Source organism: Roseateles sp. YR242, from assembly GCF_900109745.1.
Taxonomy (GTDB): Bacteria; Pseudomonadota; Gammaproteobacteria; order Burkholderiales; family Burkholderiaceae_C; genus Roseateles.
Genome location: NZ_FOAV01000002.1, coordinates 627,358 through 650,811 on the forward strand (window position 1 = coordinate 627,358; position 23,454 = coordinate 650,811).

Annotated in this window: 16 protein-coding genes and 3 pseudogenes; 17 read left to right on the plus strand and 2 right to left on the minus strand. The window is 64.2% G+C overall.

Going from position 1 to position 23,454, the window contains the following annotated elements; translation table 11 throughout:
- Positions 1-21 precede the first annotated feature (21 nt).
- Positions 22-285 (plus strand): annotated as a pseudogene (locus tag BMY53_RS06395) (transposase); the annotation flags it as partial.
- 95 nt (positions 286-380) lie between these two features.
- Here the strand turns inward: BMY53_RS06395 and BMY53_RS26170 are convergent.
- Complete coding sequence (locus BMY53_RS26170) at positions 381-1,043, minus strand: OTU domain-containing protein (RefSeq protein WP_218151186.1); 663 nt, start codon at positions 1,041-1,043, stop codon at positions 381-383.
- Between the two features lie 985 nt (positions 1,044-2,028).
- Here BMY53_RS26170 and BMY53_RS06405 point away from each other — a divergent pair.
- From BMY53_RS06405 to BMY53_RS06440, 7 genes and pseudogenes are all read left to right on the plus strand, one after another.
- Positions 2,029-3,528: a hypothetical protein gene (locus BMY53_RS06405; protein WP_092944783.1), complete on the plus strand. Its 1,500-nt coding sequence runs from the start codon at positions 2,029-2,031 to the stop codon at positions 3,526-3,528.
- Between the two features lie 34 nt (positions 3,529-3,562).
- Positions 3,563-4,581 (plus strand): annotated as a pseudogene (locus BMY53_RS06410) (IS30 family transposase).
- 244 nt (positions 4,582-4,825) lie between these two features.
- The gene (locus tag BMY53_RS06420) at positions 4,826-5,284 is read left to right on the plus strand and encodes a DUF2087 domain-containing protein (RefSeq protein ID WP_143073960.1); all 459 of its coding nucleotides are present in this window, start codon (positions 4,826-4,828) and stop codon (positions 5,282-5,284) included.
- A 317-nt stretch (positions 5,285-5,601) separates the two neighbouring features.
- The gene (locus tag BMY53_RS06425) at positions 5,602-5,892 is read left to right on the plus strand and encodes a co-chaperone GroES (protein WP_092944789.1); all 291 of its coding nucleotides are present in this window, start codon (positions 5,602-5,604) and stop codon (positions 5,890-5,892) included.
- 188 nt (positions 5,893-6,080) lie between these two features.
- Complete coding sequence (gene groL / locus BMY53_RS06430) at positions 6,081-7,718, plus strand: chaperonin GroEL (RefSeq protein ID WP_092944791.1); 1,638 nt, start codon at positions 6,081-6,083, stop codon at positions 7,716-7,718.
- Positions 7,719-7,950: 232 nt separating this feature from the next.
- The gene (locus tag BMY53_RS06435; RefSeq protein WP_092944793.1) at positions 7,951-9,969 is read left to right on the plus strand and encodes a DUF1631 family protein; all 2,019 of its coding nucleotides are present in this window, start codon (positions 7,951-7,953) and stop codon (positions 9,967-9,969) included.
- A gap of 5 nt (positions 9,970-9,974) precedes the next feature.
- Positions 9,975-12,290 carry a patatin-like phospholipase family protein gene (locus tag BMY53_RS06440; RefSeq protein ID WP_092944795.1) on the plus strand — a complete coding sequence of 772 codons (2,316 nt, stop codon included), beginning with the start codon at positions 9,975-9,977 and terminating at the stop codon, positions 12,288-12,290.
- A 51-nt stretch (positions 12,291-12,341) separates the two neighbouring features.
- On the opposite strand, the gene yihA is transcribed toward BMY53_RS06440, so the two are convergent.
- On the minus strand, positions 12,342-13,175 hold the full coding sequence (gene yihA, locus BMY53_RS06445) for a ribosome biogenesis GTP-binding protein YihA/YsxC (protein ID WP_092945153.1): 834 nt from the start codon (positions 13,173-13,175) through the stop codon (positions 12,342-12,344).
- Between the two features lie 456 nt (positions 13,176-13,631).
- Between yihA and BMY53_RS06450 the strand changes: the two genes are divergently transcribed.
- From BMY53_RS06450 to BMY53_RS06485, 9 genes and pseudogenes are all read left to right on the plus strand, one after another.
- Entirely contained in the window at positions 13,632-14,252 is a 621-nt protein-coding gene (locus tag BMY53_RS06450; RefSeq protein WP_092944797.1) for a c-type cytochrome, read from the plus strand.
- A 186-nt stretch (positions 14,253-14,438) separates the two neighbouring features.
- Complete coding sequence (locus BMY53_RS06455; protein WP_255370056.1) at positions 14,439-16,631, plus strand: cytochrome c biogenesis protein ResB; 2,193 nt, start codon at positions 14,439-14,441, stop codon at positions 16,629-16,631.
- Between the two features lie 2 nt (positions 16,632-16,633).
- Complete coding sequence (gene ccsB, locus BMY53_RS06460; RefSeq protein ID WP_092944799.1) at positions 16,634-18,055, plus strand: c-type cytochrome biogenesis protein CcsB; 1,422 nt, start codon at positions 16,634-16,636, stop codon at positions 18,053-18,055.
- 196 nt (positions 18,056-18,251) lie between these two features.
- Positions 18,252-19,244 carry a protein-methionine-sulfoxide reductase catalytic subunit MsrP gene (gene msrP / locus BMY53_RS06465; RefSeq protein ID WP_092944801.1) on the plus strand — a complete coding sequence of 331 codons (993 nt, stop codon included), beginning with the start codon at positions 18,252-18,254 and terminating at the stop codon, positions 19,242-19,244.
- A gap of 35 nt (positions 19,245-19,279) precedes the next feature.
- Positions 19,280-19,969 carry a protein-methionine-sulfoxide reductase heme-binding subunit MsrQ gene (locus tag BMY53_RS06470; RefSeq protein WP_092944803.1) on the plus strand — a complete coding sequence of 230 codons (690 nt, stop codon included), beginning with the start codon at positions 19,280-19,282 and terminating at the stop codon, positions 19,967-19,969.
- Positions 19,970-20,206: 237 nt separating this feature from the next.
- Positions 20,207-21,175 (plus strand): annotated as a pseudogene (locus tag BMY53_RS06475) (FAD-dependent oxidoreductase); the annotation flags it as partial.
- An 84-nt stretch (positions 21,176-21,259) separates the two neighbouring features.
- Positions 21,260-21,628, plus strand: coding sequence for a dihydroneopterin aldolase (locus BMY53_RS26300; RefSeq protein ID WP_255370077.1), 369 nt, complete (start codon positions 21,260-21,262; stop codon positions 21,626-21,628).
- Complete coding sequence (gene ttcA / locus BMY53_RS06480; protein ID WP_404947856.1) at positions 21,613-22,614, plus strand: tRNA 2-thiocytidine(32) synthetase TtcA; 1,002 nt, start codon at positions 21,613-21,615, stop codon at positions 22,612-22,614. The genes BMY53_RS26300 and ttcA overlap by 16 nt, the downstream gene beginning before the upstream one ends.
- A 179-nt stretch (positions 22,615-22,793) precedes the next feature.
- Positions 22,794-23,444, plus strand: coding sequence for a DUF4136 domain-containing protein (locus BMY53_RS06485; RefSeq protein WP_092944810.1), 651 nt, complete (start codon positions 22,794-22,796; stop codon positions 23,442-23,444).
- Positions 23,445-23,454: the final 10 nt, after the last annotated feature.

Below are 23,454 nucleotides of genomic sequence, written 5' to 3' on the forward strand. Positions count from 1 at the left end.
GCATGACGACCAGAAGCATCTATGCCAAGCCAGAAGAAGCCGGCTGCGGCCGGTACGACGGCGCCGCCGTCCATCCCTAAGGAACTCATAGAGAAACTGACCGAGGACGGCCCGCTGCGCAGCGAAGTGCCACAGGACCGCGCCGGCCACTTCGAGCCGATCTCCATCCCCAAGCTTGAGCGCCGCTTCACAGGCTTTGCCGACAAGATCGTGGCCATGTACGCCCGCGGCATGACGGTGCGGGAGATTCAGGGTTTCCTGGCCGAGCAGTACGGCACCGATTTATGCGGCGTGGGCTCGTCTGAATCGGCGAGCCCTGTATGGAGCCTCGAACACAGAAATTCAGACAGCCCCGGACCGGGTCATTCCATTTTGCTCGACTACGACTTCTCCCGTTGCAACTCCGAAGGGTCCACCACCGCCATGTAATGCGCAGGTTGACCTGGAACGTCGCGGCTGTACAGCAGCACCGCAGGCCCCGTAGCATCAGGGAAATATTGGGTCGGCATCAAGATGCGCCTGCCCTGGGTGTCAGCGCTTTCGGGAATGATGGCGATACGCACACGCAACAGCATGCATGCAATGAAAGGCGTCAGTGCATGCGCTTCCCAACCCCAGGAATGGTTCCTGGCAAGGCTCTCTACGACCGCCTGTTGATAGGGCTGAAGCTTCCGATACTTCGCACGGTCCTGCTCAGCCAGCAGCAACCCTTCTTCGTCGCCAGACGTGGAAGGCTTCAAATCACTCATGGCAGACAAGATCTCTGCCAGTGGATCGCTTTTGAGGGATAGTTCTTTATCGCGCTCTGGCTTTTCATTGAGAGCGATGAAATGGTCAAGCACCGCCTCGGCGAGTGCTTGACGAATGGGGGGAACCGTCAAGGTGTCTATCTGAAAACGTCCTATGACTGCATTTCTGACATCTGGCCCTGCAACGCGAATGAGCGCGTGGAAGAAACAGTTGCCGTCGTGATTCACGTTGACGAGGACGTGACGAGCGCTTATGCGTCCGACCTCGCGCAGGCGTGCTTCGATCTCTGCCACGGTTTCATGTTTTGAAGCCGGCTTCGCGCCGGAGGCCGGCGCATGGGATGCTGCCTCAACACTGAGGCCTGGCGTCTTACTCCGCCACCTAAACCGAAAGCGTATCGGCACCAATGTTGGCGACCGCGCGAGCGTTGCCCCAGTGCTGGCGGGAGAGCGCAGGGGCTGGCCTACAGGCTTTGACTGCAAGCGTCGCGAGTCAGGCCCCCATTTGAAGATTGCTTTCAGGGCAGACGCCGCGGTGCCATGCTGGATCTCGGATTTAAAGTTCCTGGCACCAGGAATGGTGGCGACCTCTTCGGCCGCCAATGGTTCCGGATGTAGTTGCTGACTCGTGTCTAGCTTTTTTATGCCATTGTGGGCGGTGGTGCTTGGTGAATCCGACCTCTGTTGGTCACTCAGCGTCAGTGCTTGCTGGGCGGAGGCGGGAGATGGTGTTCGCAAGGGTCCCCTTTCGATGGCGGATTCAGCATTAGCAACGATTAGCAGCGCTTTGGTGGCCGTCGGCAACGCTTGGTTCCTCCCCCCGCCGTAATAGCTGTCGCCTCGATAAATCCAGAACAGGAGGCGGCGATGAAGGACGCATCAGCGCAGCCCACGAGCTCGCTGCAGCTCGCAGTCGGGCTGCTGAGTTCGTGGTTGGTACAACGTCGAGCAACGCATAGCGGCATCCGCTACTTCAGCCATGAGCATCGGCCTTCCTGACCGAGGTAACAACTACCTTGACGCGCGCCACCTCCGACGAAGCACTGGTAGTGAGCGCCGAAAAGCGCGTGTGCCGCCTCTTAAGGGGCCATTCGAGGACGCTCCATTTAGGGATTGTCCCATGCCACTTGGGGTCAGTCCCGGCTTATCAATGATTTGATAACGGAAGGGAATTACGCTCGCCGATCTGACACCTAGTTGCCTGAATGCTAGACGCATTGGTATTAACTGAAGGAATGCGATGTCAGATCTTGAAGGAACCCGGGCAGGGACGAGCGCGATGAACACGTCCGTGGCGCCTGGAGCCACGGCTGGTGCCACCACCCAGATCGCCCCACGCCAAGGGCCAAGCATTGCTCCCGGCTGGTCGTCGCGGCTGCCCATTGAAATGGTGGGGGCGATTGCACAATATTTGCCGCTCATCGAACTCACGCGGTTAAAACGAGTGTCTTCTGCGGTAAAGAGCCATACCAGCATGTTGTGGACGGCTCAAGCGCTTCAGCTGCGGATCTCCACAATAACTACGGTCCTTGACTTCATGAAGGTGCTGCATCCGACATCCGAATCGGATCCTAACTTGAATCATCTCTCGCCGGCAGAACAGGCAAGGTTCCTCGCGAGGCTGAGTGACCGACTGTGCAGCCTATCGCGCCTGGATGCTAAGCGAGGTTTGCCGTTCCTGCTTACCACGCTGAAAGATTTTCGACAGAGGTGCTCCACGACCCATTCGGAGCTAAGGGTGAGGGAGGCCTTTGGGATGTTGGGAATCGACATGTTGATTCGAGAGCATTCAACGCGCCTGTGCCTAGCAATTTGTCTTGGGGCCTCTCCAAAGAGCCTCGCATCAGACTTCGAGCTCAATCAAAGGACAGCGGAACTGGTCGAAATTGCGTTCGTCAGGTTCGTGGCCCGACATCAACTGAATGAGGGCACAAGCGTCAATGCACTGGTCCGCCAACACGGATTTCAGACCGCTGCCGCGATCGAGCAACTGGAGGACTTCGCACTAAACATTGTGGGGAAAAAGGCAATTCTTGGGGGAAAGTCTCCCGAAGATTTGATACAAGAACTCGGCATCACAACTCATGCGGCCAAAGTCGAAGTCCAGGAGCTTGCCCACGGATATCGATCAACCGTGCAGCGTGGCGAATTTCCGCACTTGCACGCGGCGTTTTGCGACCTAGATTCAGGGATTACTATTCATAACGTGGTCAGCAATCGACAAGTGAAAGATGCTAGGGATCGTAGAATCCTGGAAAATTACGTGGGCGAATTTCTCGCGTGGCCTGACATAATGAATGGACTGCCTATTGGGGACGCAGTCAATGCCCGCGGAATCACTGACCCTGCAGTGCGAGATTCACTAGAACGGGTCGTAGCGGAGGGTCCAGCATCGATTAAGGTCCTGGATGGCGTCAAGGTCAATGAGGTAGTAGTTGCACACGGCATCACTTCAGACGAAGAAATTGGGCATCTTGAGCAACTGGCGATATATGTCTCAGGTGGCAAGCGTGTCAACGACGGGGAGTCAGTGAGTGAAGTCTGCACCAGTTTGGGACTTTTTGGTACCGAGGCAAGAATCATTTTGGAGCAAATCTCGTTTTTTGGACCGGCAGGTTTATCCGTATTGGTTGGACAATCCTCCGAAGAGGCTGCCGGGCGGTTCGGGATAAGCCTTGATGACATGAAGTCCGCCCTATACTCTCTGCAAGCTGCGCCTGAGCTATCAGAGTTCCGAAATTTTGTCGCCGCCGCTGAAACTAGGCAGTCTCAAGTCTGAAGTGCAACACCTTGCCAACCGGTAAGGTGTGAAGATGACGGCGAGATACAAGCAACTGCGGCCTGAAGACCGAGTGACGCTGGCAGCGCTGCACCAGAAGGGTTTCAGCCGGCGGCAGATCGCAGCGGTTTTGGGTCGCAGCCCGGCGACCGTGAGCATAGAGGTCAGGCGCAATTCCAGTGACGTGGGGCTATTCGTCGAGCGCCGCACAGCGTTTGAGCACTCAGCGGCGCGTTGCATCTCGGCCTGCTTCTCGGCTGGATCCTGGCAGGCCGCTGTGGCCGCTGGTGACGCACATGTTGGTGTGGTTGTGGTCGCCGCAGCAAATCGCGCGGACACTGCGCAGCATGTGGCCCGAGAACCCTGAATTGCATCTGTCTCACGAGACGATCTACAACGCGAATTTATGCGTACCCTAAAGGCGAGCTACGCAAGGCGCTCATCGGCCTTGGGCCAGGGCAAGGGCACGCGCCGCCCTCGCTCTGCGGGCGAGGACCGCCGTGGCCAGATTCCGGAGATGGTCAGCATCCATGTGCCCCCCCTGAGGTGGCCGACCGGGTCATGCCTGGGCACTGGGAGGGAGACCTGATCAAGGGAGCCAACAACCGCTCTGCCGTGGGCGTGTTGGTCGAGCGCAGCACGCGCCTGGTGCTGTTGTCCAAGATGCCCGATGCGACAGCTGAATCCGCGCTCGCGGCCTTTACCGCCAAGCTCAACCAGATCGCTCAGCCGTTGCGCCAGACGCTGACCCACGACCAGGGCGGGGAGATGGCTCGGCACCGCGAACTGGCCCGCGTCACCAACATCCGCGTGTACTTCTGCGACCCCCACAGTCCTTGGCAGCGAGGGTCCTGTGAAAACACCAACGGACTGCTGCGCCAAATGCTGCCCAAGGGCACCGACTTGTCTGTGCACGACCAAGATGCGCTCGATGCCATTGCTGATTTGCTCAACAACCGGCCTCGTCAAACCTTGAACTGGCGCAGCCCCATTCAGGTCTTCGCAGAACTCCTGCGGGGTATCGGCGAATCGCATCAGGCTACAGTCCACTGATCAAGCAATAACTCGCGGGTGTTGCACTTCAGCCTTGAGACTGCCCTGTACGGCATCCTTCATCAGGAGGTGGACAGCGAGAATCGTGCTGCGGTGGAGTCCTTCTATTTGCTAATCACCGAAGCTGTCGGGTTCCTCACGTTTGGAGCTGCCCTAGATCGATGGAGCATGCAGGTGGTCATCTGCTTGTGCGCGGGTTTCTTCGTACTTTCCGGTTTTTTCGCAAGCGGAAGAGTCAACAATCGTGGTAGCCAATCAAAATCCTTGGGCCACCCTGCAAGCGCTTGAGGCGCTTGTTCTTAAGCGTGGCGTCACGCTGGGTCGCATGTCCGAACGTGACCTGCTAATCACGTTGGCCTATGCCTCACTCTCAATTCCGCTCCTGGCAGAGCAATCCGAGACTTCTGCGAACCAAGCCTTGAAGGAGTGGCTCGGCGGAGGGGGCACCATGCTGAGAATTGACCATGTCGAGTTGCGGCGATCGCTTATAGACATGGGGTATTGGGTACGAGATGGCTTCGGCCGGGCCTATTCACGCCCTGTCCTGGCAGACGATCACCCAGCTAAGGCACATGTCGATGCGATGAGCTCCGCGGACGTGTCGAGCCTTTTGCGCGAAGTCCGCTCCAAGAGGGATGCCGAGCGGTTGCAGCGGCAGACCAAATTTCAGGATCAGATAACGGCGGCTTCCGAGCGAAAGTAGGCCCCACCCGTGAGGGGCCCAAGCAGTTCATGACCCGATTGATCACCAAAACTGCGGCGGACTCTAGGATCCAACTGTCTGCTTGACAGGGGAGCTTACGAGGCCCCCCCGCAGCCCGCCGGGTCGAAAGTTTCAACTTAGACGTCGAACTTCCCAAGTGAGCCGAATGTCGACACCCCCCTTGAAACGTCACATCCCGTCCCTATAATCCTTCCTGCTAGCACTCACCCCAACCGAGTGCTAACAGCATTCTTGTGACGGGCGGCGTCCATCGGAGCCGGCCCTGCCATCAAGTCCGACAAAGTCAAGGAGATCAGATGAAACTGCGTCCTCTGCACGATCGCGTGATCGTCAAGCGCCTCGAGAACGAAACCAAGACGGCCTCCGGCATCGTCATCCCCGACAACGCCGCCGAAAAGCCCGACCAGGGCGAGGTGCTGGCCATCGGTCCGGGCAAGCGCAATGACAAGGGCGAGTTCGTGGCCCTGAACGTGGCCGTGGGCGACCGCGTCCTGTTTGGCAAGTACAGCGGCCAGGCCGTCAAGGTCGATGGCGAAGAACTGCTGGTCATGCGCGAAGAAGACCTCTTCGCCGTTATCGCCAAGTAAAGCTACTGCGCGAGCCGGTGGCGTCGTTGGGCGGAGCTCGGAATCCTCAAGACCTTCAGGTCGCTCCGGTTCCTGCGCTCCGTACGCCTGGCCACTGACTCGCTCGCTACGCTTTCTTCGTCGATCACCAAGCGTTATCGATTCGATGGGCGTAGCGGAACTCTCAAACTGAATTCGGAGAATTTGATATGGCAGCAAAAGACGTAGTCTTCGGCGGCGAAGCCCGCGCTCGCATGGTTGAAGGCGTGAACATCCTGGCCAACGCGGTCAAGGTCACGCTGGGCCCCAAGGGCCGTAACGTGGTGCTGGAGCGCTCCTTCGGCGCCCCCACCGTCACCAAGGACGGTGTGTCGGTCGCCAAGGAAATCGAGCTGAAGGACAAGCTGCAGAACATGGGCGCCCAGATGGTCAAGGAAGTCGCTTCCAAGACCTCGGACAACGCCGGTGACGGCACCACCACCGCCACCGTGCTGGCCCAGGCCATCGTGCGCGAAGGCATGAAGTACGTGGCCGCCGGCATGAACCCGATGGACCTGAAGCGCGGCATCGACAAGGCGGTTACCGCCCTGGTCGCCCAGCTGAAGGCCGCCTCCAAGGCCACCACCACCTCCAAGGAAATCGCCCAGGTCGGCACCATCTCGGCCAACAGCGATTCCGAAGTCGGCCGCATCATCGCTGAAGCGATGGACAAGGTTGGCAAGGAAGGCGTGATCACCGTCGAAGACGGCAAGTCGCTGGACAGCGAACTGGACGTCGTCGAAGGCATGCAGTTCGACCGCGGCTACCTGTCGCCCTACTTCATCAACAACCCGGAAAAGCAAGCCGCACTGCTGGACAACCCGTTTGTCCTGCTGTACGACAAGAAGATCAGCAACATCCGTGACCTGCTGCCGACGCTGGAAGCCGTCGCCAAGGCCGGCCGTCCGCTGCTGATCATTGCCGAAGAAGTTGATGGCGAAGCACTGGCCACCCTGGTGGTCAACACCATCCGTGGCATCCTGAAGGTCGTGGCCGTCAAGGCGCCTGGCTTCGGCGACCGCCGCAAGGCCATGCTGGAAGACATCGCCATCCTGACCGGCGGCAAGGTCATCGCTGAAGAAGTGGGCCTGACCCTGGAAAAGGTCACGCTGGCTGACCTCGGCCAAGCCAAGCGCGTTGAAGTGGGCAAGGAAAACACCACCATCATCGACGGCAACGGCGCTGCCGGCGACATCGAAGCGCGCGTGAAGCAAATCCGCGTGCAAATCGAAGAAGCCACCAGCGACTACGACCGTGAAAAGCTGCAAGAGCGCGTGGCCAAGCTGGCCGGCGGTGTTGCCGTGATCAAGGTTGGCGCTGCCACCGAAGTCGAAATGAAGGAAAAGAAGGCTCGCGTGGAAGACGCGCTGCACGCCACCCGCGCTGCCGTTGAAGAAGGCATCGTGGCTGGTGGTGGCGTGGCCCTGCTGCGTGCACGCCTGTCCGCTGGTGAGATCAAGGGCGACAACGCCGACCAGGACGCCGGCATCAAGCTGGTCCTGAAGGCCATCGAAGCCCCGCTGCGCGAAATCGTGGCCAACGCCGGTGGCGAACCGTCGGTGGTGATCAACAACGTGCTGGCCGGCAAGGGCAATCACGGCTTCAACGCCGCGAACGACACCTACGGCGACATGATCGAAATGGGCATCCTGGATCCCACCAAGGTCACCCGCACCGCCCTGCAAAACGCCGCTTCCGTGGCTTCGCTGATGCTGACGACCGAGTGCATGGTCGCCGAATCGCCGAAGGACGAAGGCGCTGCTCCTTCCATGCCTGGTGGCATGGGCGGCATGGGCATGGACATGTAATGTCCCGCCTGGGCAGGGGCTCGCCCCTGCTCTCGCTCAAAAAGGGTCGCTCCGGCGACCCTTTTTTTCTTGTGTCGTCACGCCGGTCTCCCCCAGGCACGCGGCCCCGGCTGTTGCAGGTTGTTGCAACCGCACCACCGTGGCCACCTTCGGGTTGATGCTCCCGCTTCGCCTGGGGGTCGCCTCCCGTTTGGGGGAGGCTCCATAATGGCGGGGCACTTACGTTTTCAAGATGGTTCAAGCGCCCTCGCTGCAATCCCTGGTCGTCGAGACCCTGGCCCACGTTCCGTCCCTGGCACACGCCGTCTACGGCGGCATCCAGGACGAACTCAAGAGCCGCCTGGAGCACCACCAGCTCATGGCTGGGTGGGCCAAGCGGCGGGCGCATTTCTCGGCAGACTTCGAGGCCTCGCTCTCCCGTCTGCTGCACATGGCCGCCGAAGGCAAGGACCCGCTCGCTCGGGACCGCCAACTGCGCAGCGACCTCAGCCTGGTGGATGAAAACCAGGCGTTGAAAGACGTAGCCATCGCCCACGTGATCAACGCCGTCGAGGAAACCACCCGCGCCGAGCTGCATCAGTTGGGCAATTTCTTCGGTGCGCTGCGTGGCATTGCCCGTCCGCTGAAGAGCGACAACCCCTTGCGTGCCGCTGTCTTCGCCCATGCCCTGGCCCGCGCGATCGAGGGTGTGGACCTGGACGCCGACGGCCGTTACAAGCTCATGCGCATCGCCTCGGTGCCGCTGGCGCGCCACCTGCAGCCGCTGTACACGCTGCTGTGCCGCGAGCTGCGGCAGGCCCAGCTCAGCGGCATGCTGCAGAGCCACGGCGCAGCGGTGCAGGAATCCGACTTGCGCATGCGCCAGTTCAAGGCGCTCAACCTGCCACAGGCCCCCAACACGACACTGGACGAAGTGGCCCTGCTGCTGGACGCCATCACGCGGCCAGCCGGGCTGGACACACTGGCCAAGGGTATGAGCACCGCCGCCAGCCCGCGCCTCGGCCCCGGCTCTCCCGGTAGCGCCAAGGGCGGCGACCTGCTCTCCCGCCTGTACGACCAGATCCTGGCAGACACCAGCCTGCAACCGCAGTTGAAGGTGTTGATGGGCCGGCTGCAGGTGGCCATCGTCCGGCTCTCCCGCAACGACATCACGCTGCTCAAGCGCCAGGACCACCCCACCTGGCTCCTGCTGAACCGCATCGCCGCCCACGGCGCCGGTTTCAACGCTGCGGATGACGCCGGCCTGAAGGAATTCCTGCAGGTGGTGGACCAGGCGATCCAGCCCCTGATTGCCGCCGAACAACCCGCCGCCAGCCAGTTCCAGCAAGCCTTGGCCCAGGTGGAACAGCACATCCGCGAGCAGGCCGAACAACGCGGCCAGCGCAGTGCGGTGGCGCTGGAACGCATGGACCGGGAACAGCAGCGGCAGGACTGGCAGCGTGTGCTGCGCGAGCAGTTGCAGCACCAGTTGGACGACGCTGGCGCAGGCAAGCTGATGCGCCGCTTCCTGTTGGGCCCATGGGTGGAAGTGATCGCCCAGGCCATGGTGCAGTTCGGGCGTGAATCCGAACAGGCCGTGACCTATGTGGATCTGGTGGACGGCCTGCTGCACAGCGTGCAGCCGCATGCGGACGAGCCTGCGCGGCAGGTTCTGCGCGGGCGCCTGCCGGTGATGGTCCAGGCCCTGGAGCGCGGCATGGACAGCATCGCCCTGCCCCCGCTGCAACGCCAGGCCTTCATGAACGAGCTGATGCGCCAGCACGGCCGTGTGCTGCGCGGCCTGCCGGCCGACGAGACCGCCACCGTGGAAGGCGCCGGCCGCCGCCCGGCCCTGACGCCGGAAGAAGTGCTGCAGCAATTGCTGGCCGAACGCGAATCCCAACTGCCGTCGCGCTGGGCGCACGAGCGTGTGGACCGCGGCCAGTTGCCCACCGTGCCCATTGGCCTGTTCGCCGAGGAGCGCTCGCCAGACGCGCGCGTGGCCCTGCAGGATTGGATCAACGGCATGGAGATCGGCAACTGGTACCACCTGTTCGTGCAGAGCGAGTGGGTGACCGCCCAGATCACCTGGATCAGCGAGAGCCGCCAGCTCTTCCTGTTCATCAGCCAGTTGCCGGATGACCGGCATTCCCTCACCCGTGGCGCGCTGGAACAACTGGTGGTCAACGGCTTGATCACGCTCCTGGAACCCGAACCGTTGCTGCAACGTGCCATCGGCACCCTGATGCAAGACCTGGAACAACAGCGCTGAGCCCGATGTCCTTGCTGCCCCGCCTCCCGCTCCTGCGGGTCGGCGCCCTGGTGATGGTGGCCTGGCTGTATGCGGCACCCGCTGGTGCCGATCCGGTTGAATCTCCCACCAGCGCGTTCACCCCGACCAGTCCCCCCCCCAACATCACCCCCCGCCCTCGCCTGGGCCTGGTGCTCTCCGGCGGCGGCGCACGCGGCCTGGCCCACGTGGGTGTGCTGAAGGTGCTGGAGCGCGAGCACATCCCGGTGGACGTGATCACCGGCACCTCGATGGGCGCCATCATCGGCGGCCTGTATGCCAGCGGCATGTCTGCCCAGGACCTGGACCGGGAGCTCAAGCGCATCGCCTGGGACCGTCTGTTTGCCAGCCGCGTGGACCGGCAGGATCTCTCCCAGCGCCGCAAGGAGGAGGACTTCGAGTTCTCGGCCACCATCGAATTCGGTCTGCGCGACGGCGAGGTGCGTGTGCCCACCGGCACGCTCTCCAGCCGAGGCCTGGAGGCGCTGCTGCGCCGCCTGACCCTGCCGGTGCGGGACGTGCGGGACTTTGACCGCCTGCCCACACCGTTTCGCGCCGTGTCCACCGACATGGAAAACGGCGCCGAACGCGTGCTGTCCCAAGGGGATCTGGCCCTGGCGCTGCGCTCCAGCATGAGCGTGCCCGGCGTGTTCGCGCCGGTGGAATGGGAAGACCGCATCCTGGGGGACGGTGGGCTGGTCAACAACCTGCCGGTGGACGTGGCCCGCGAGATGGGCGCGCAGCGCCTGATCGCCATCAACGTCGGCACGCCGGTGGCTGGTCGCGCGTCCCTGAACTCGCTGCTGGGCCTGACCTCGCAGATGATCACCATCCTGACCGAGCAGAACGTGCAGCGCTCGCTGGCCTCGATGGCCGCCGGTGAGGACCTGCTGATCACACCCCGCCTGGGCAAGCTCACCTCCGCCGATTTCGACAAGGCGCCCGAATTCATCCGCCTCGGGGAAGAAGCTGCCGAAGCCATGCTGCCGCAGTTGCGCGCCTACGCGGTGGATCCCGACCTCTACGCCCAGTGGCAAATGGCCCGCATGGGCTTGAAGCCTCCCGCACCGCTGCTGGCCGCGATCAAGATGGAAGGCAGCGACCTGACCAACCCGGAACGCTTCCGCAGCCAGCTCGAATCCAAGGCCGGTGTGCCCTTCGACAACGACACGGCGGAACGGGATATGCGCTTCCTCTCCTCCAGCGGCGACTACGAGCGGGTGGACTATCACGTCGAGCAGCGCGCCGAGGGCGAGACGCTGGTCTTCAACATGGAAGACAAGCCCTGGGGGCCGAACTACTTCCGTGTCGGCATGGATCTCTCCACCGACTCCAGCGGGGACAGCTTCTTCAACCTGCGCCTCAGCCACAACCGCCACTGGCTGACCGACAAAGGCACCGAATGGCGCAACCAGCTCACCATCGGCGAGACACCCCGCCTCTATACCGAGCTCTACCATCCGCTGGGCCTGAAGCTGGGTGTGGCGGACGACTGGTTTGTCTCCGGCTGGGCCGAGGCCAATCAGCGCAAGCAGATCGTCTATGACGACAACGATCCGGACAACGCCAGCCTGGGCCAGGCCCGCCTGGTGCGGCGCGATGGCAGTGTCGGCCTGGACCTGGGCCAGCCCTGGGGCCGCTGGGGCGAGGTGCGGCTGGGTGTGGTCAGCGAGATCCGCTTCGCCCGCCCGGACCTGATCACCGTGGTAACGCCCGAGAGCGGCAAGCTGCGCTGGACCAGCCACGAGACCGGCCTGCGGCTCAAGACTGTGGTGGACCAGCTGGACTACGCCAATTTCCCGCAGCACGGTTACCGCTTCACCGCCGAAGCCGAGGCCGGCCACCAGGACAACAAGAACCTGAACAGCGGCCGCTTCGTCCGCGTGAGCGCCGATGGCACGCTGGCCCGCAGCTTTGGCGGCCACACCTTGGCCTTCTACATGCGCGGCGTGGCGGTGCAGCAGCCGGATGACTCCGGGCTGGGCGGCTACACGCTGGGCGGCTTCCATCAGCTGTCGGGTTACCAACCCAACCAGCTCAGCGGCAACGCGCTGCTGTTCACCCGGGCCACCTACTACCGGCGGCTCAACGACTCGCCGTTCCTGTCGCGCGGGTTCTTTGTGGGTGGCACGCTGGAAGCCGGCAACACCTGGACCAGCCGCCGCGACATCAACCCCAAGGACCTGCGCTACGCGAGCAGCGTCTTCCTGGGGTCGGACACCGGCCTGGGTCCCCTGTATGTGGGGCTGGGATATTCGCCCAAGGGCGGCACCGCGCTGTACGTGTTCATCGGCCGGCCCTGAGCATAAAAAAACCGGCTCAGGGGAGGCGGTTTCTGGGGCCGAGGCGCGGGGTCAGTCTTCGGAGGAGACCTCGTCGTCGCCGTCGTCCTCGGCCACGTCATCACCGTCTTCGTCGCTCAGCACCCGGGGCTCGCGATGGGCCCAGTCGTAGATCTGCTCGGCCACATCGTCCAGGCCCTGCTTGTTGAGTGCGGAGAACAGGGTGATGGCAATGTCGGAGTCGTGCGTGGCCAGCACCGCCAGCTCCTTCTCCACCTTCGCCAGCACGGCGGCGCCTTCCTTGCGGTTGAGCTTGTCAGCCTTGGTCAGCAGCACCAACAGGCTGACCTCGCCCGCAGTGACGCGGTCAGAGACAAACTCCAGCAGTTGGCGGTCCAGGTCGGTCAGGCCGAGGCGGGAGTCCACCATCAGCACCACGCCGGAGAGGCTTTCGCGCTGGCCGAGGTAGTCGGCCATCACCCGCTGCCAGCGCAGCTTGGCTTCGCGCGCCACCGCTGCGTAACCGTAACCGGGCAGGTCGGCGAACAGGGCGTCGGGCTCGTCCTTGGGGCCCAGCAGGAACAGGTTGATGTGCTGCGTGCGGCCCGGGGTCTTGGAGGCAAAGGCCAGGCGCTTCTGCTGCGCCAGCGTATTGATGGCGGTGGACTTGCCCGCATTGGAGCGGCCCACAAAGGCAATCTCCGGCAGCGTGCGGGCCGGCAAACCCTGGCCCTCGTCCTCACCCGCCTCCACGCCGTCCTGACGGGGATCCTGGTCGTCGTCGTATTCGTCGCCCAGGTCTTCGTCAGCGGCTTCCTGTTCCGCGCCCGGCAGCACGCCGTTCTGCGGCAGGTGGTGCAATTGGCTGGCCGTGGTCAGGAAGCGGGCCGTATGCGTCCACGCCATGGCACGCTTGGCGGGTGAGACCTCGACAGGCGCCACCACCACCGGCTGACTACCCGGAGCGTTGCGCTTGGGTTTGACGGGCTTCGCGGCCTTGCCGGCCTTGCCAGACTTGCCGGACTTCGCTGCCGACTTGCCACCCGCTTTAGCTGCGGATTTGCCCGCGGACTTGCCCACGGATTTGCCGGCGCTGTTGCCTGCAGCCTTGCCCCCCTTGGTGCCAGGCGTGGCGGGGGCACCGGGCGTGGCGCTGGAGGCGCCCGCCGTGGTCGCACCCGAGGGCGACCGCTGTGCCTCGACCTGGGCGGCCGGGGTGGATTTCGCGGGCGCTGTGCGCCCTGCGGGTTTCCCTGGGGTCGCCGAAGCGGGTTTCTTGTTGGAATCGGTCATCGCGCTTCGGGTGTCAAAGAGGCGCCATTGTAAGATTTCTCGGTTGCGCTCATCCAACCTACAACATTCATGAAGACAGCCTCTATCTTGTTATCGAGTCTGGTCCTGTTGTCCGGCGCTGCGCTGGCTGCGGAAACCACCCCTGCGGCCAAGCCCGATCTCACCAAAGGTCAAGCCATCTCCACCCAGGTCTGTGCCGCTTGCCACACGGCCGATGGCACGCGGGGCACGCCCGCCAATCCCATCCTGCAAGGCCAGCATGCGGATTACCTGAGCAAACAACTGCACGAGTTCAAATCTGGCAAGCGGCCCAATCCGATCATGGCCGGCATGGCCGCCACCTTGTCCGATGACGACATCCGCAACGTCGCGGCCTTCTACGCCGGCAAGCAGGCCAAGGCCGGGTTCGCCAAAGACAAGACGCTGGTCTCGCTGGGCGAGAAGATCTATCGCGGCGGCATCGCGGACAAACAGGTTCCGGCCTGCGCGGGCTGTCACAGCCCCAACGGTGCCGGCATCCCGGCCCAGTACCCACGCCTGGGCGGCCAGCACAGTGACTACACCGAGCTGCAACTGACCTCCTTCCGCGCCGGCACCCGCCCCAACAACGCGCCGATGGCCACCATCGCCGCCAAGTTGAGCGACCGGGAAATCAAGGCCGTGGCCGACTACATTGCCGGCCTGCGCTGACGCCCCGGCGCCAGCCCGGGGGCGCCAGGCCGCCGCCCGGCTGCGTCCAGGCCCGTGCCGCCCAGCGCACGGGTTGACCCAGGCGCACCGGTTTTCGCACCGGTGCCTGTCATTCAGCCGGTGCTCGCACCGGCTTGTTACATGGGCCGCCGGCAGACGTCACGGATGCCCGCGACAATGCCCCCCATGACCGAGAAGTCCCCCGCCCGCCCTGCTGCCAGCTCCGAGGCCCTTGCGGACACCCGCCTGGCCCCGCCATCGGCGGCCGGCCGCGCCATGCTGGCCAGCACCATGGAGCTGCTGGCGTCGATGCGTTTTGCCATCTCGCTGCTGGTGGTGATCTGCATTGCAGCCATCACCGGCACCGTGGTCCGCCAGAACGAGCCGATGAACAACTACGTCAATCAGTTCGGGCCGTTCTGGTCCGAGCTGTTTGGCCGGCTCAACCTCTACACGATCTACAGCTCCTGGTGGTTCGTGTTGATGCTCACCTTCCTGGTGATTTCCACCACGCTGTGCATCACCCGCCACACCCCCAAGATCCTGCGTGACCTCAAGACCTATCGGGAGACGGTGCGCGAGCAGTCGCTGCAGGCCTTCCCGCACAAGGCGATCGGCCACCTGCACCTCAACCCGGAGGCGGCGCTTCAGCAGATCAATGCCTGGCTCACCGCCCATGGCTGGCGCGCGCGGGCGCAGGTCCGTACCGCTGGGGTGATGATCGGCGCCAAGAAGGGGGCCGTTCACAAGCTGGGCTACCTGGCCACCCATTCGGCCATCGTGCTGATCATCCTGGGCAGCTCGCTGGACGGCAATCAGTTCCTGCGTCTGATGATGTGGTTCCAGGGCAAGACCGTCTACCAGGGCAGCGACTTCAACAAGATGACGGCGGAAAACCGCCTGGGCCCGGGCAACCCCAACTTCCGGGCCAATCTGTATGTGCCCGAGGGCAGCCGCAGCGGCGCAGCCTTGCTCAACATGCCTTCCGGCGTGATGTTGCAGGAGCTGCCCTTCGACGTGGAGCTGAAGAAATTCAAGGTGGAGTACTACTCCACCGGCATGCCCAAGCTGTTTGCCAGCGACATCGTCATTCATGACCGTGAAACCGGCACCACCAAGGAAGCCACGGTCAAGGTCAACGAGCCCTACACCTATCGGGGCATGGCGCTGTACCAGAGCAGTTTCGAGGACGGTGGTTCCGAGCTGAAGCTGCGCATGCGGGGTCTCTCGACGCGCGAGGACGTGGTTCTCGCCGCCAAGGTGGGCGGCTCCACCACCATGACCGGCGCGGACAGCAGCAAGACCACGCTGGAGTTCTCGGACCTGCGCGTGATCAACGTCGAGAACCTCGGCGGTGCTACGGCCGGCGCGCCGGGCGCCAGTGACACGGCGGGTGGCACCGACGTCCGCCGCGTGGACCTGGTGGACAGCCTGCAGCAGCACCTGGGCTCCGGCGCCAACACCTCCGGCAAAAAGAACCTGCACAATGTGGGCCCGTCGTTCAGCTACAAGCTGCGCGACGCCAGCGGCCAGGCGCGAGAGTTCAACAACTACATGTTGCCGCTGGAACTCGAGGGTCAGCGGGTGTTCCTGTTGGGCGTGCGCGAAGCCACGGGCGACAACTTCCGCTACCTGCGTGTCCCCGCCGATGCCCAGGACAGCATGGACGGCTGGCTGGCCCTGCGCCGCGCGCTGGCGGACCCGGCCCAGCGCAACCGCGCCGCCCGCCATTACGCGGAAGCCGCCTCCCCCAACGACAACCCGAAGATGCGGGAGCAACTCGAGTCCACCAGCCTGCGGGTGCTGACCCTGTTTGCCGGTGCCGCCGGCCTGCACACGGACGCACCCGCACAGGGCGCCGCCGTGGGTGGCCTGCCGGCGCTGTCGGACTTCATCGAACGGGAAGTCCCGCAGGCTGATCGCAGCCGCGTCTCCGAAGTGCTGCTGCGCATCCTCAACGGCAGCCTGTTTGAACTGCACAAGCAGGCCCAGCAACAGCTGGGCCTGCCGGCACCCGAACCCAGCCCCAAGACCCAGACCTTCATGACGCAGGCGGTGCTGTCGCTGTCGGACTCCATGTTCTACCCCGCCCCCATGGTGCTGCAGCTGGACGATTTCAAGCAGATCCAGGCCAGTGTCTTCCAGGTGACACGGTCCCCTGGGCGCACCCTGGTCTATGCCGGCGCAATCTTGCTCATCATCGGCGTGTTTGCCATGCTCTACATCCGGGAACGCCGGCTCTGGATCTGGCTGGAGACAGCACCCGGCCGATCGGAACAGACACGCGTGCGCATGGCCATGTCCAGCAATCGCGACACCCAAGACCTGCCCACGGAATTTGAAGCGCTCAAGCGGCACCTGCTGCATGAGGAGGCCTGAACATGAACACCACCACCACCGCCGTGGAAAGCCGGATGCCCACCGATCCGTCCACGCTGGAATCCACCCTCGCGGCCGCCCCACGCTCGCTGCTGATCGGCAAACGCGGCTGGTACAACGGCCGAGACATGGTCGACTGGATCTTCGCCGCCCTGGTGCTGCTGGGCGCCGGTTTTGCGTTCACGCGCTACCAGGGGTCGATGGATGTCTATGAAAAAGGCATTCTCATCTGCGCCACACCGGCGCTGATCGCGCTGGGCTGGTTTTGGCGGCCCCTGCGGCTGCTGTGTGTGGTGGTGGGTGCGGCCAGCCTGCTGGCCATTCAGCTCTACCTGCGCCAGACGGACAGCTTCGGCGCCGACCTGGCCGCCGCCGACAAGGTGTTCTTCCTCAAGTACATGCTCTCCAGCCAGAGCGCCATCTTGTGGATGAGCGTGCTGGTCTACATGAGCACCTTGTTCTACTGGCTGGGTTTCTTCAAGCGTGAAGGTGCCCACAGTGCCGCCGAGGCCATCGGCACCCGGCTCGCCTGGGGCGCGGTGGGCATGGCGCTGATCGGCACCATGGTGCGCTGGTTCGAGAGCCACCAGATCGGCCCGGACATTGGCCACATCCCGGTCAGCAACCTCTATGAGGTGTTTGTCCTGTTCACCTGGCTGACGACGCTCATGTATCTCTACTATGAGCAACGCTTCCGCACCCGGGCGCTCGGCGCCTACGTGATGCTGGTGGTGAGCGCGGCGGTGAGCTTCCTGCTCTGGTACACCGTGGCGCGCGAGGCGCATGAGATCCAGCCGCTGGTGCCGGCCCTGCAGAGCTGGTGGATGAAGATCCACGTGCCCGCCAACTTCATCGGCTATGGCAGCTTCTCGCTGGCGGCCATGGTGGCCCTGGCCACCTTGCTCAAGACGGCACCGCCGCGCAGCCTGGTCATTGGCCTGATCGGCGTGCCGGTCGGCCTGGTGGTGATCCTGCTGGGCTTCCGCTTCGGTGCCACCCTGACGCCCGAAACAACCGCCGGCCTGGACGGCTGGGCGGGCAAGATGGCCGGCCTGGCCGTCTTCCTGGCCCTGAGTGTGGCCCTGCGCGCGCCGCTCACGGCCCGGCTGCCGGCCCTGGAGACGCTGGACGACCTGATGTACAAGTCCATCGCGCTGGGCTTTGCCTTCTTCACCGTGGCCACCATCCTCGGCGCCTTCTGGGCGGCGGAGGCCTGGGGCGGCTACTGGAGCTGGGACCCGAAGGAAACCTGGGCCCTGATCGTCTGGCTGAACTACGCCGCCTGGCTGCACATGCGCCTGATGAAGGGGTTGCGGGGGGTGGTGTCTTCCTGGTGGGCCCTGATCGGCCTGCTGGTGACGACCTTCGCCTTCCTCGGCGTCAACATGTTCCTCTCCGGCCTGCACTCCTACGGGACGCTTTGACAACCAACAGTGTTGCGCGCTGAACCCAAAGCGGCCTGGCTGCACTGACTGCGTGTGCCCGGATATCGCACAATCGGTCCCACTGCCTCTCCCTAACGAGGCAGCGGCGCTTTAAGCGTTGCCTCATGCAAATGCTCAGGTGATGGCGTAAGGTCCGGGTCGTCCGCCCATTTCGGGTGAGCCCCAAAGGTTGGCCATGCATTTCCTGCGTCAGCGAGACGGACTGCGCGTTCCGTCCTCCGAAATCACCCCCCGCGCCGATTACGAAAACCGCCGTGAGTGGCTCAAGGCCGCCAGTGCCCTGGGCTTGGCAGGGCTGGGCACGGGCCTGGGCCTTGAAGCACAGGCCCAGACTGCCGGCCCCGGCAAGCTGGCCAAGTTGCCAGGTGCACGCAGTGCGGTGCCCGGCGCCCTGGCGGTGGAGAAGCTGACGCGCTATGAGGACGTCACCTCCTACAACAACTACTACGAATTCGGCACCGACAAGAGCGACCCGGCCCGAAACGCCCACACGCTCAAGCCGCGGCCCTGGACCGTCGCCATCGAAGGCGAATGCGCCAAGCCCGGCCGCTACGGCATCGAAGACCTGCTCAAGCTGGCCCCGATGGAAGAGCGCATCTACCGGCTTCGCTGCGTGGAGGGCTGGTCCATGGTGATCCCCTGGGAGGGCTACTCCCTGGCTGAGTTGCTGAAGAAGGCCGAGCCCAACAGCCGTGCCAAGTACGTCGAATTCACCACGCTGGCGGACAAGGCCCAGATGCCGGGCGTGCGTTCTGGCGTGCTGGATTGGCCCTATGTGGAGGGCCTGCGCCTGGACGAGGCCATGCACCCACTCACCCTGCTGGCCTTCGGCCTGTACGGCGAAGTGCTGCCCAACCAGAACGGCGCGCCGCTGCGGCTGGTGGTGCCCTGGAAGTACGGGTTCAAGTCGGCCAAGTCCATCGTGCGTATCCGCTTCACGGAGCAGCAGCCGGTGAGCAGCTGGACCAAGGCGGCCCAGCAGGAATACGGCTTCTTCTCCAATGTGAACCCCAAAGTGGATCACCCGCGCTGGAGCCAGGCCACCGAACGCCGCATTGGTGAGGAAGGCGGCTTCTTTGCCAAGAAACGCGCCACGCTGACGTTCAACGGCTATGAGCCCCAGGTGGGCCAGCTGTACGCCGGCATGGATCTGAAGAAGTTCTTCTGAACGCAGCTTGAACGCGCCAACACGCACCTTGCACGATGGTCACCTCCTCCGCAACGGGCTCCTCTTCCCCGAAGGCCCCGCCCCCGTCTCCCGCTGCCGCCCATCGCGGCCAGCCAGCCGCCGCGCGCCGTCGGCACCCGTTGCTGCATCCGGCCGCCAAGGTGCTGCTCTTTGTGTTGTGCCTGCTGCCCCTGGCCTGGTACGTGTTCGGTGTGGTGACCTATCAGTTGGGCGCCAACCCTGCGGAGGCGGTGATTCGCGGGCTGGGCGACTGGACGCTGCGCCTGTTGTGGATCACCCTGGCCGTGACGCCTGTGCGGCAATGGGCGGGCGTGCCGGCGCTGGCACGGTTTCGCCGCATGCTGGGGTTGTTCACCTTCTTTTATGCCAGCTTGCACCTGGTGGCCTACGCCCTGCTGGACATGCAGCTGGACCTGCCCGAGATCCTGCGTGACATTGCCAAGCGCCCGTTCATCCTGATGGGCTTTGTGGCGTGGCTGCTGCTGCTGCCGCTGGCCTTGACCTCCTTCAACCGGGCCATCAAGGCCCTGGGGGCGAAGCGTTGGCAGTGGCTGCACCGGCTGGTGTATGTGATTGCCGTGGTGGGCTTGATGCACTTCATCTGGATGCGCGCCGGCAAGAACAACTTCGCGGAACCGGCAGTGTATGGCGCCATCCTGGCGGTGCTGCTGGGATGGCGGCTGTGGAAGCGTTTCAGGGCTTGAGGGCTGAAGCTTCGGGGCTTGAGGGCTGAAGCGCTTGATGAAGGCTCGATGAAGGCTTGAGGCCGTGACGAAAAACGCCGCGCGAAGGGATTGATGCCCTGGATGGGTGGCATTCGTGGTCATTCCCGGATAATCACGGGTTTTCCAACTGGCGGCGGGCCTTCCTGGCGCGCTGCCCGTGGGCCCTTATCCCTTTCCTGCCTGTGAGTGCCTTCCGGCGCTCTGCGCAGCAGCGCCATGATCGACGCCGACGCCCTCCCCGGCTCCAAGCCGGACCTCCCGCAGGCCCCCCTGCCCGCCATCCTGGATGCCGCCATCATTGGCGGCGGCCCGGCCGGCTGCAGTGCGGCCAGTTGGCTGGCCCAGTTGGGCCTGAGCGTGGCGGTGATCGAGCGCGGTCCGCGCCTTTGCGGAAGTTTGCAGGCGCTCACCTACGACCAGGACTGGCTGCTCGGCCAGCCCGGCGAAAGTCTGGCCGCGGTGGGCGACCGCTACGCCAGCCACGTCCGGGCCCTGCCGGGCGCGCATGTGTTGGTGCACCGCAGCACTCGTCACCTGGACTGGCAGCCGGAACTGGGCTGGCAGATCCATCTGGATGGCGAAACGCTCGCCGCCACTGGTGCGGACCTCCCCGAACGCCAGCCCTTGCGCGCGCGCGCGCTGGTCCTGGCCACCGGCTTCACGCCACGTCACCCCGCGCCGCTGTATCCCGCTGGCCCCCGCCACGGCCGGGTGATGGACGCCATCGAGCTGACCGCCAGCCGCGACAACCTGCCGCCAGGCCGCCTGCTGCTGCTGGGCGGCGGTGACAACGCCATCGAAAACGCCCTGTTCTTGCAGGCTCGCGGCCATGACGTGACCATCTGGTCCCGCTCCGACTGGCGCGCCCAGACGCATCTGCTGCAGCAGCTGGACGCCCGGCCCGGCATCCGTCGCCGCCCGGCGCAGGCCCTTCCCACGGCGGTGACGCCGCAGGCGGACGGTGTGCAGGTGAGCTCAAAAGCTTATGGCGATGAGGCCTTCGACCATGTGGCTGTGCTGCTGGGTTATGAACCCGAGCCGTCCGCCTGGTTGCTGGTGTCCGATGCGCTGCAACGCGCTGGCGTCACGGCGCCCTCCCAGCCCTTCCGCGACGAGCCTCGTTTCGGGGTGCTTGGCCTGTTCGTGGCGGGTGACGCCAGCGGGCGCCAGCACCCCTGCGTGCAAACCGCCCTGGGTGACGGCGTGGTGGCGGCCAAGCAGGTGGAGGCTTTCCTGCGGCCTCTGCGCGAGGCCCAGCCCCCCCTGGCCCTGCGCCGCAACAACCGGCAGGTGATCCACATCACCGGTTTGCGTTTCGGAGCCAACCTCGGGGTCCTCGACTTCGAACGCGAGGGGCCTCAACCCATCCAGGTGGATGCCGAGGTCAACCTGGGCGCCCAGACCATCGTCTCGCGCGATGCGGACATCGGCCATGTGCTGGACTACCGGCGCGTTCGCCTCATCATCATCGACGAGTGCACCGCCGAGCACACCGACTTGCTGGAAGCCTTGCTGGGCAAGCTCTGCACACGCCTGATGAAGCTGCCCGGCGTGGTGGGTGTGCGCATCAAGGTGACCAAACTCGAAATCTTCCCCGACTGCCAGGTCGCCATCAGTGCCGAATGCGGGCAGTGGTGACCCCCAGAATTTCAGGACCGACCATGATTGAAACCGTCAACACCGCCACCGCCGTCGACAGCGTCGAGCCAGGCGCCGCCGATGCCGCCGCGAAGAAGCACGCGTTTGAGATGAACAAGCTGTCCAAGCGCCTGCATCGCCAGGTGGGCCAGGCCATCGGCGACTTCAACATGATCGAGGACGGCGACAAGGTGATGGTCTGCCTGTCGGGCGGCAAGGACAGCTACTCGCTGCTGGACATCCTGATCAACATGAAGGAACGCGCGCCGATCAAGTTCGACATCGTCGCGGTGAACCTGGACCAGAAACAGCCCGGCTTCCCCGCCGATGTGCTGCCGGCTTATCTGCGCACACGGGGCGTGGAATTCCACATCGAGGAGCAGGACACCTACTCCATCGTCAAGCGCCTGGTGCCCGAGGGCAAGACCACCTGCAGCCTGTGCTCGCGTCTGCGCCGGGGCATCCTCTACCGCGTGGCCGGCGAGCTGGGCGCCACCAAGATCGCGCTGGGGCACCACCGTGACGACATCGTCACCACGCTGATGCTCAACATGTTCTTCGGCAGCCGCATGAAGGGCATGCCGCCCAAGCTGGTGAGCGACGACGGCAAGAACGTGGTGATCCGCCCACTGGCCTATGTGCGTGAATCCGACCTGCAGCGCTGGGCCGAGCACCGCGAGTTCCCCATCATCCCGTGCAATCTCTGCGGCAGCCAGCCCAACCTGCAACGCGCCACCGTCAAGGCCATGCTGCAGGATTGGGATCGGCGCTTCCCGGGCCGCGTGGACAACATGTTCACCGCCATGGGCAACATCGTGACCTCGCACATGATGGACCGCTCGTTGTTCCCGTTCGAGACCATGAAGGCCACCGGCGCCCCGGTGAAGGACGGTGACATCGCCTTCGACGAGGAAGAACACTGCGGCACCGGTGCCGGCGAGTCCGGGTCAGTGATCCGGCTGGTGCGCGAGGACGATCAGGAGTGACCGCTGAGTGTGGTGGCGCAGCCGAAACCGGAGCGAAACCACATCATTACGCGGCCCTCACACACGGGGTCAACCTGACACGGTCACAATCGTTGTCATGGAAGGTCGGTGCTGCACGGTCAGGTGCAGGCTGGCCTGTATGACATCGACACGGCATCGACCCCCACAGGAGGCCCCGTATGTTCAACCTCAATCGTCGCCTGGCCCTGGCCAGCCTGGGCGCGGCCACGCTGCTGGCGGCCCTGTCCGGCTGCGCCGCACTCAACAGCGTCTCTGCGGAAGTACAGTCCTTCGGCAGCTGGCCCGCTGGCCGCCAACCCGGCACCTATGCCTTCGAGCGCATGCCCTCCCAGCAGCAGCATGCGGAGTCGCAGGCGCGGCTGGAAGACGCCGCCCGCGGCGCCCTGGAAAAAGCCGGCTTCACCGCCGCGCCGGATCCCAAGGCGGCGGACGTGCTGGTCTCCATCGGGGCCCGCATCACCCGGACCGCCGCGGCCCCTTGGGACGACCCGCTGTGGTGGCGCTGGAACGGCAACTACTTCCAGTGGCGCTACGGCCCGGCCTGGCGTCCGTATTACAACCGCTGGGGCTTCTCCTACCCGATGGACCCCATGGCGGAGCGGCGTTACGACCGCGAAGTGGCGCTGCTGCTGCGCGACCGCAAGACCAACGAGCCGCTCTATGAGGCCCGCGCCAGCAATGACGGCCTGACCGAAGGCGACCAGCGGCTGCTGGCGGCGCTGTACGAGGCCTCATTTGCGGACTTCCCGCAGACCCGGCCCGAACCCCATTCGGTAACCGTGCAGTTGCCGCCGGCACCGACCCCGTAAGGCCAGGGCG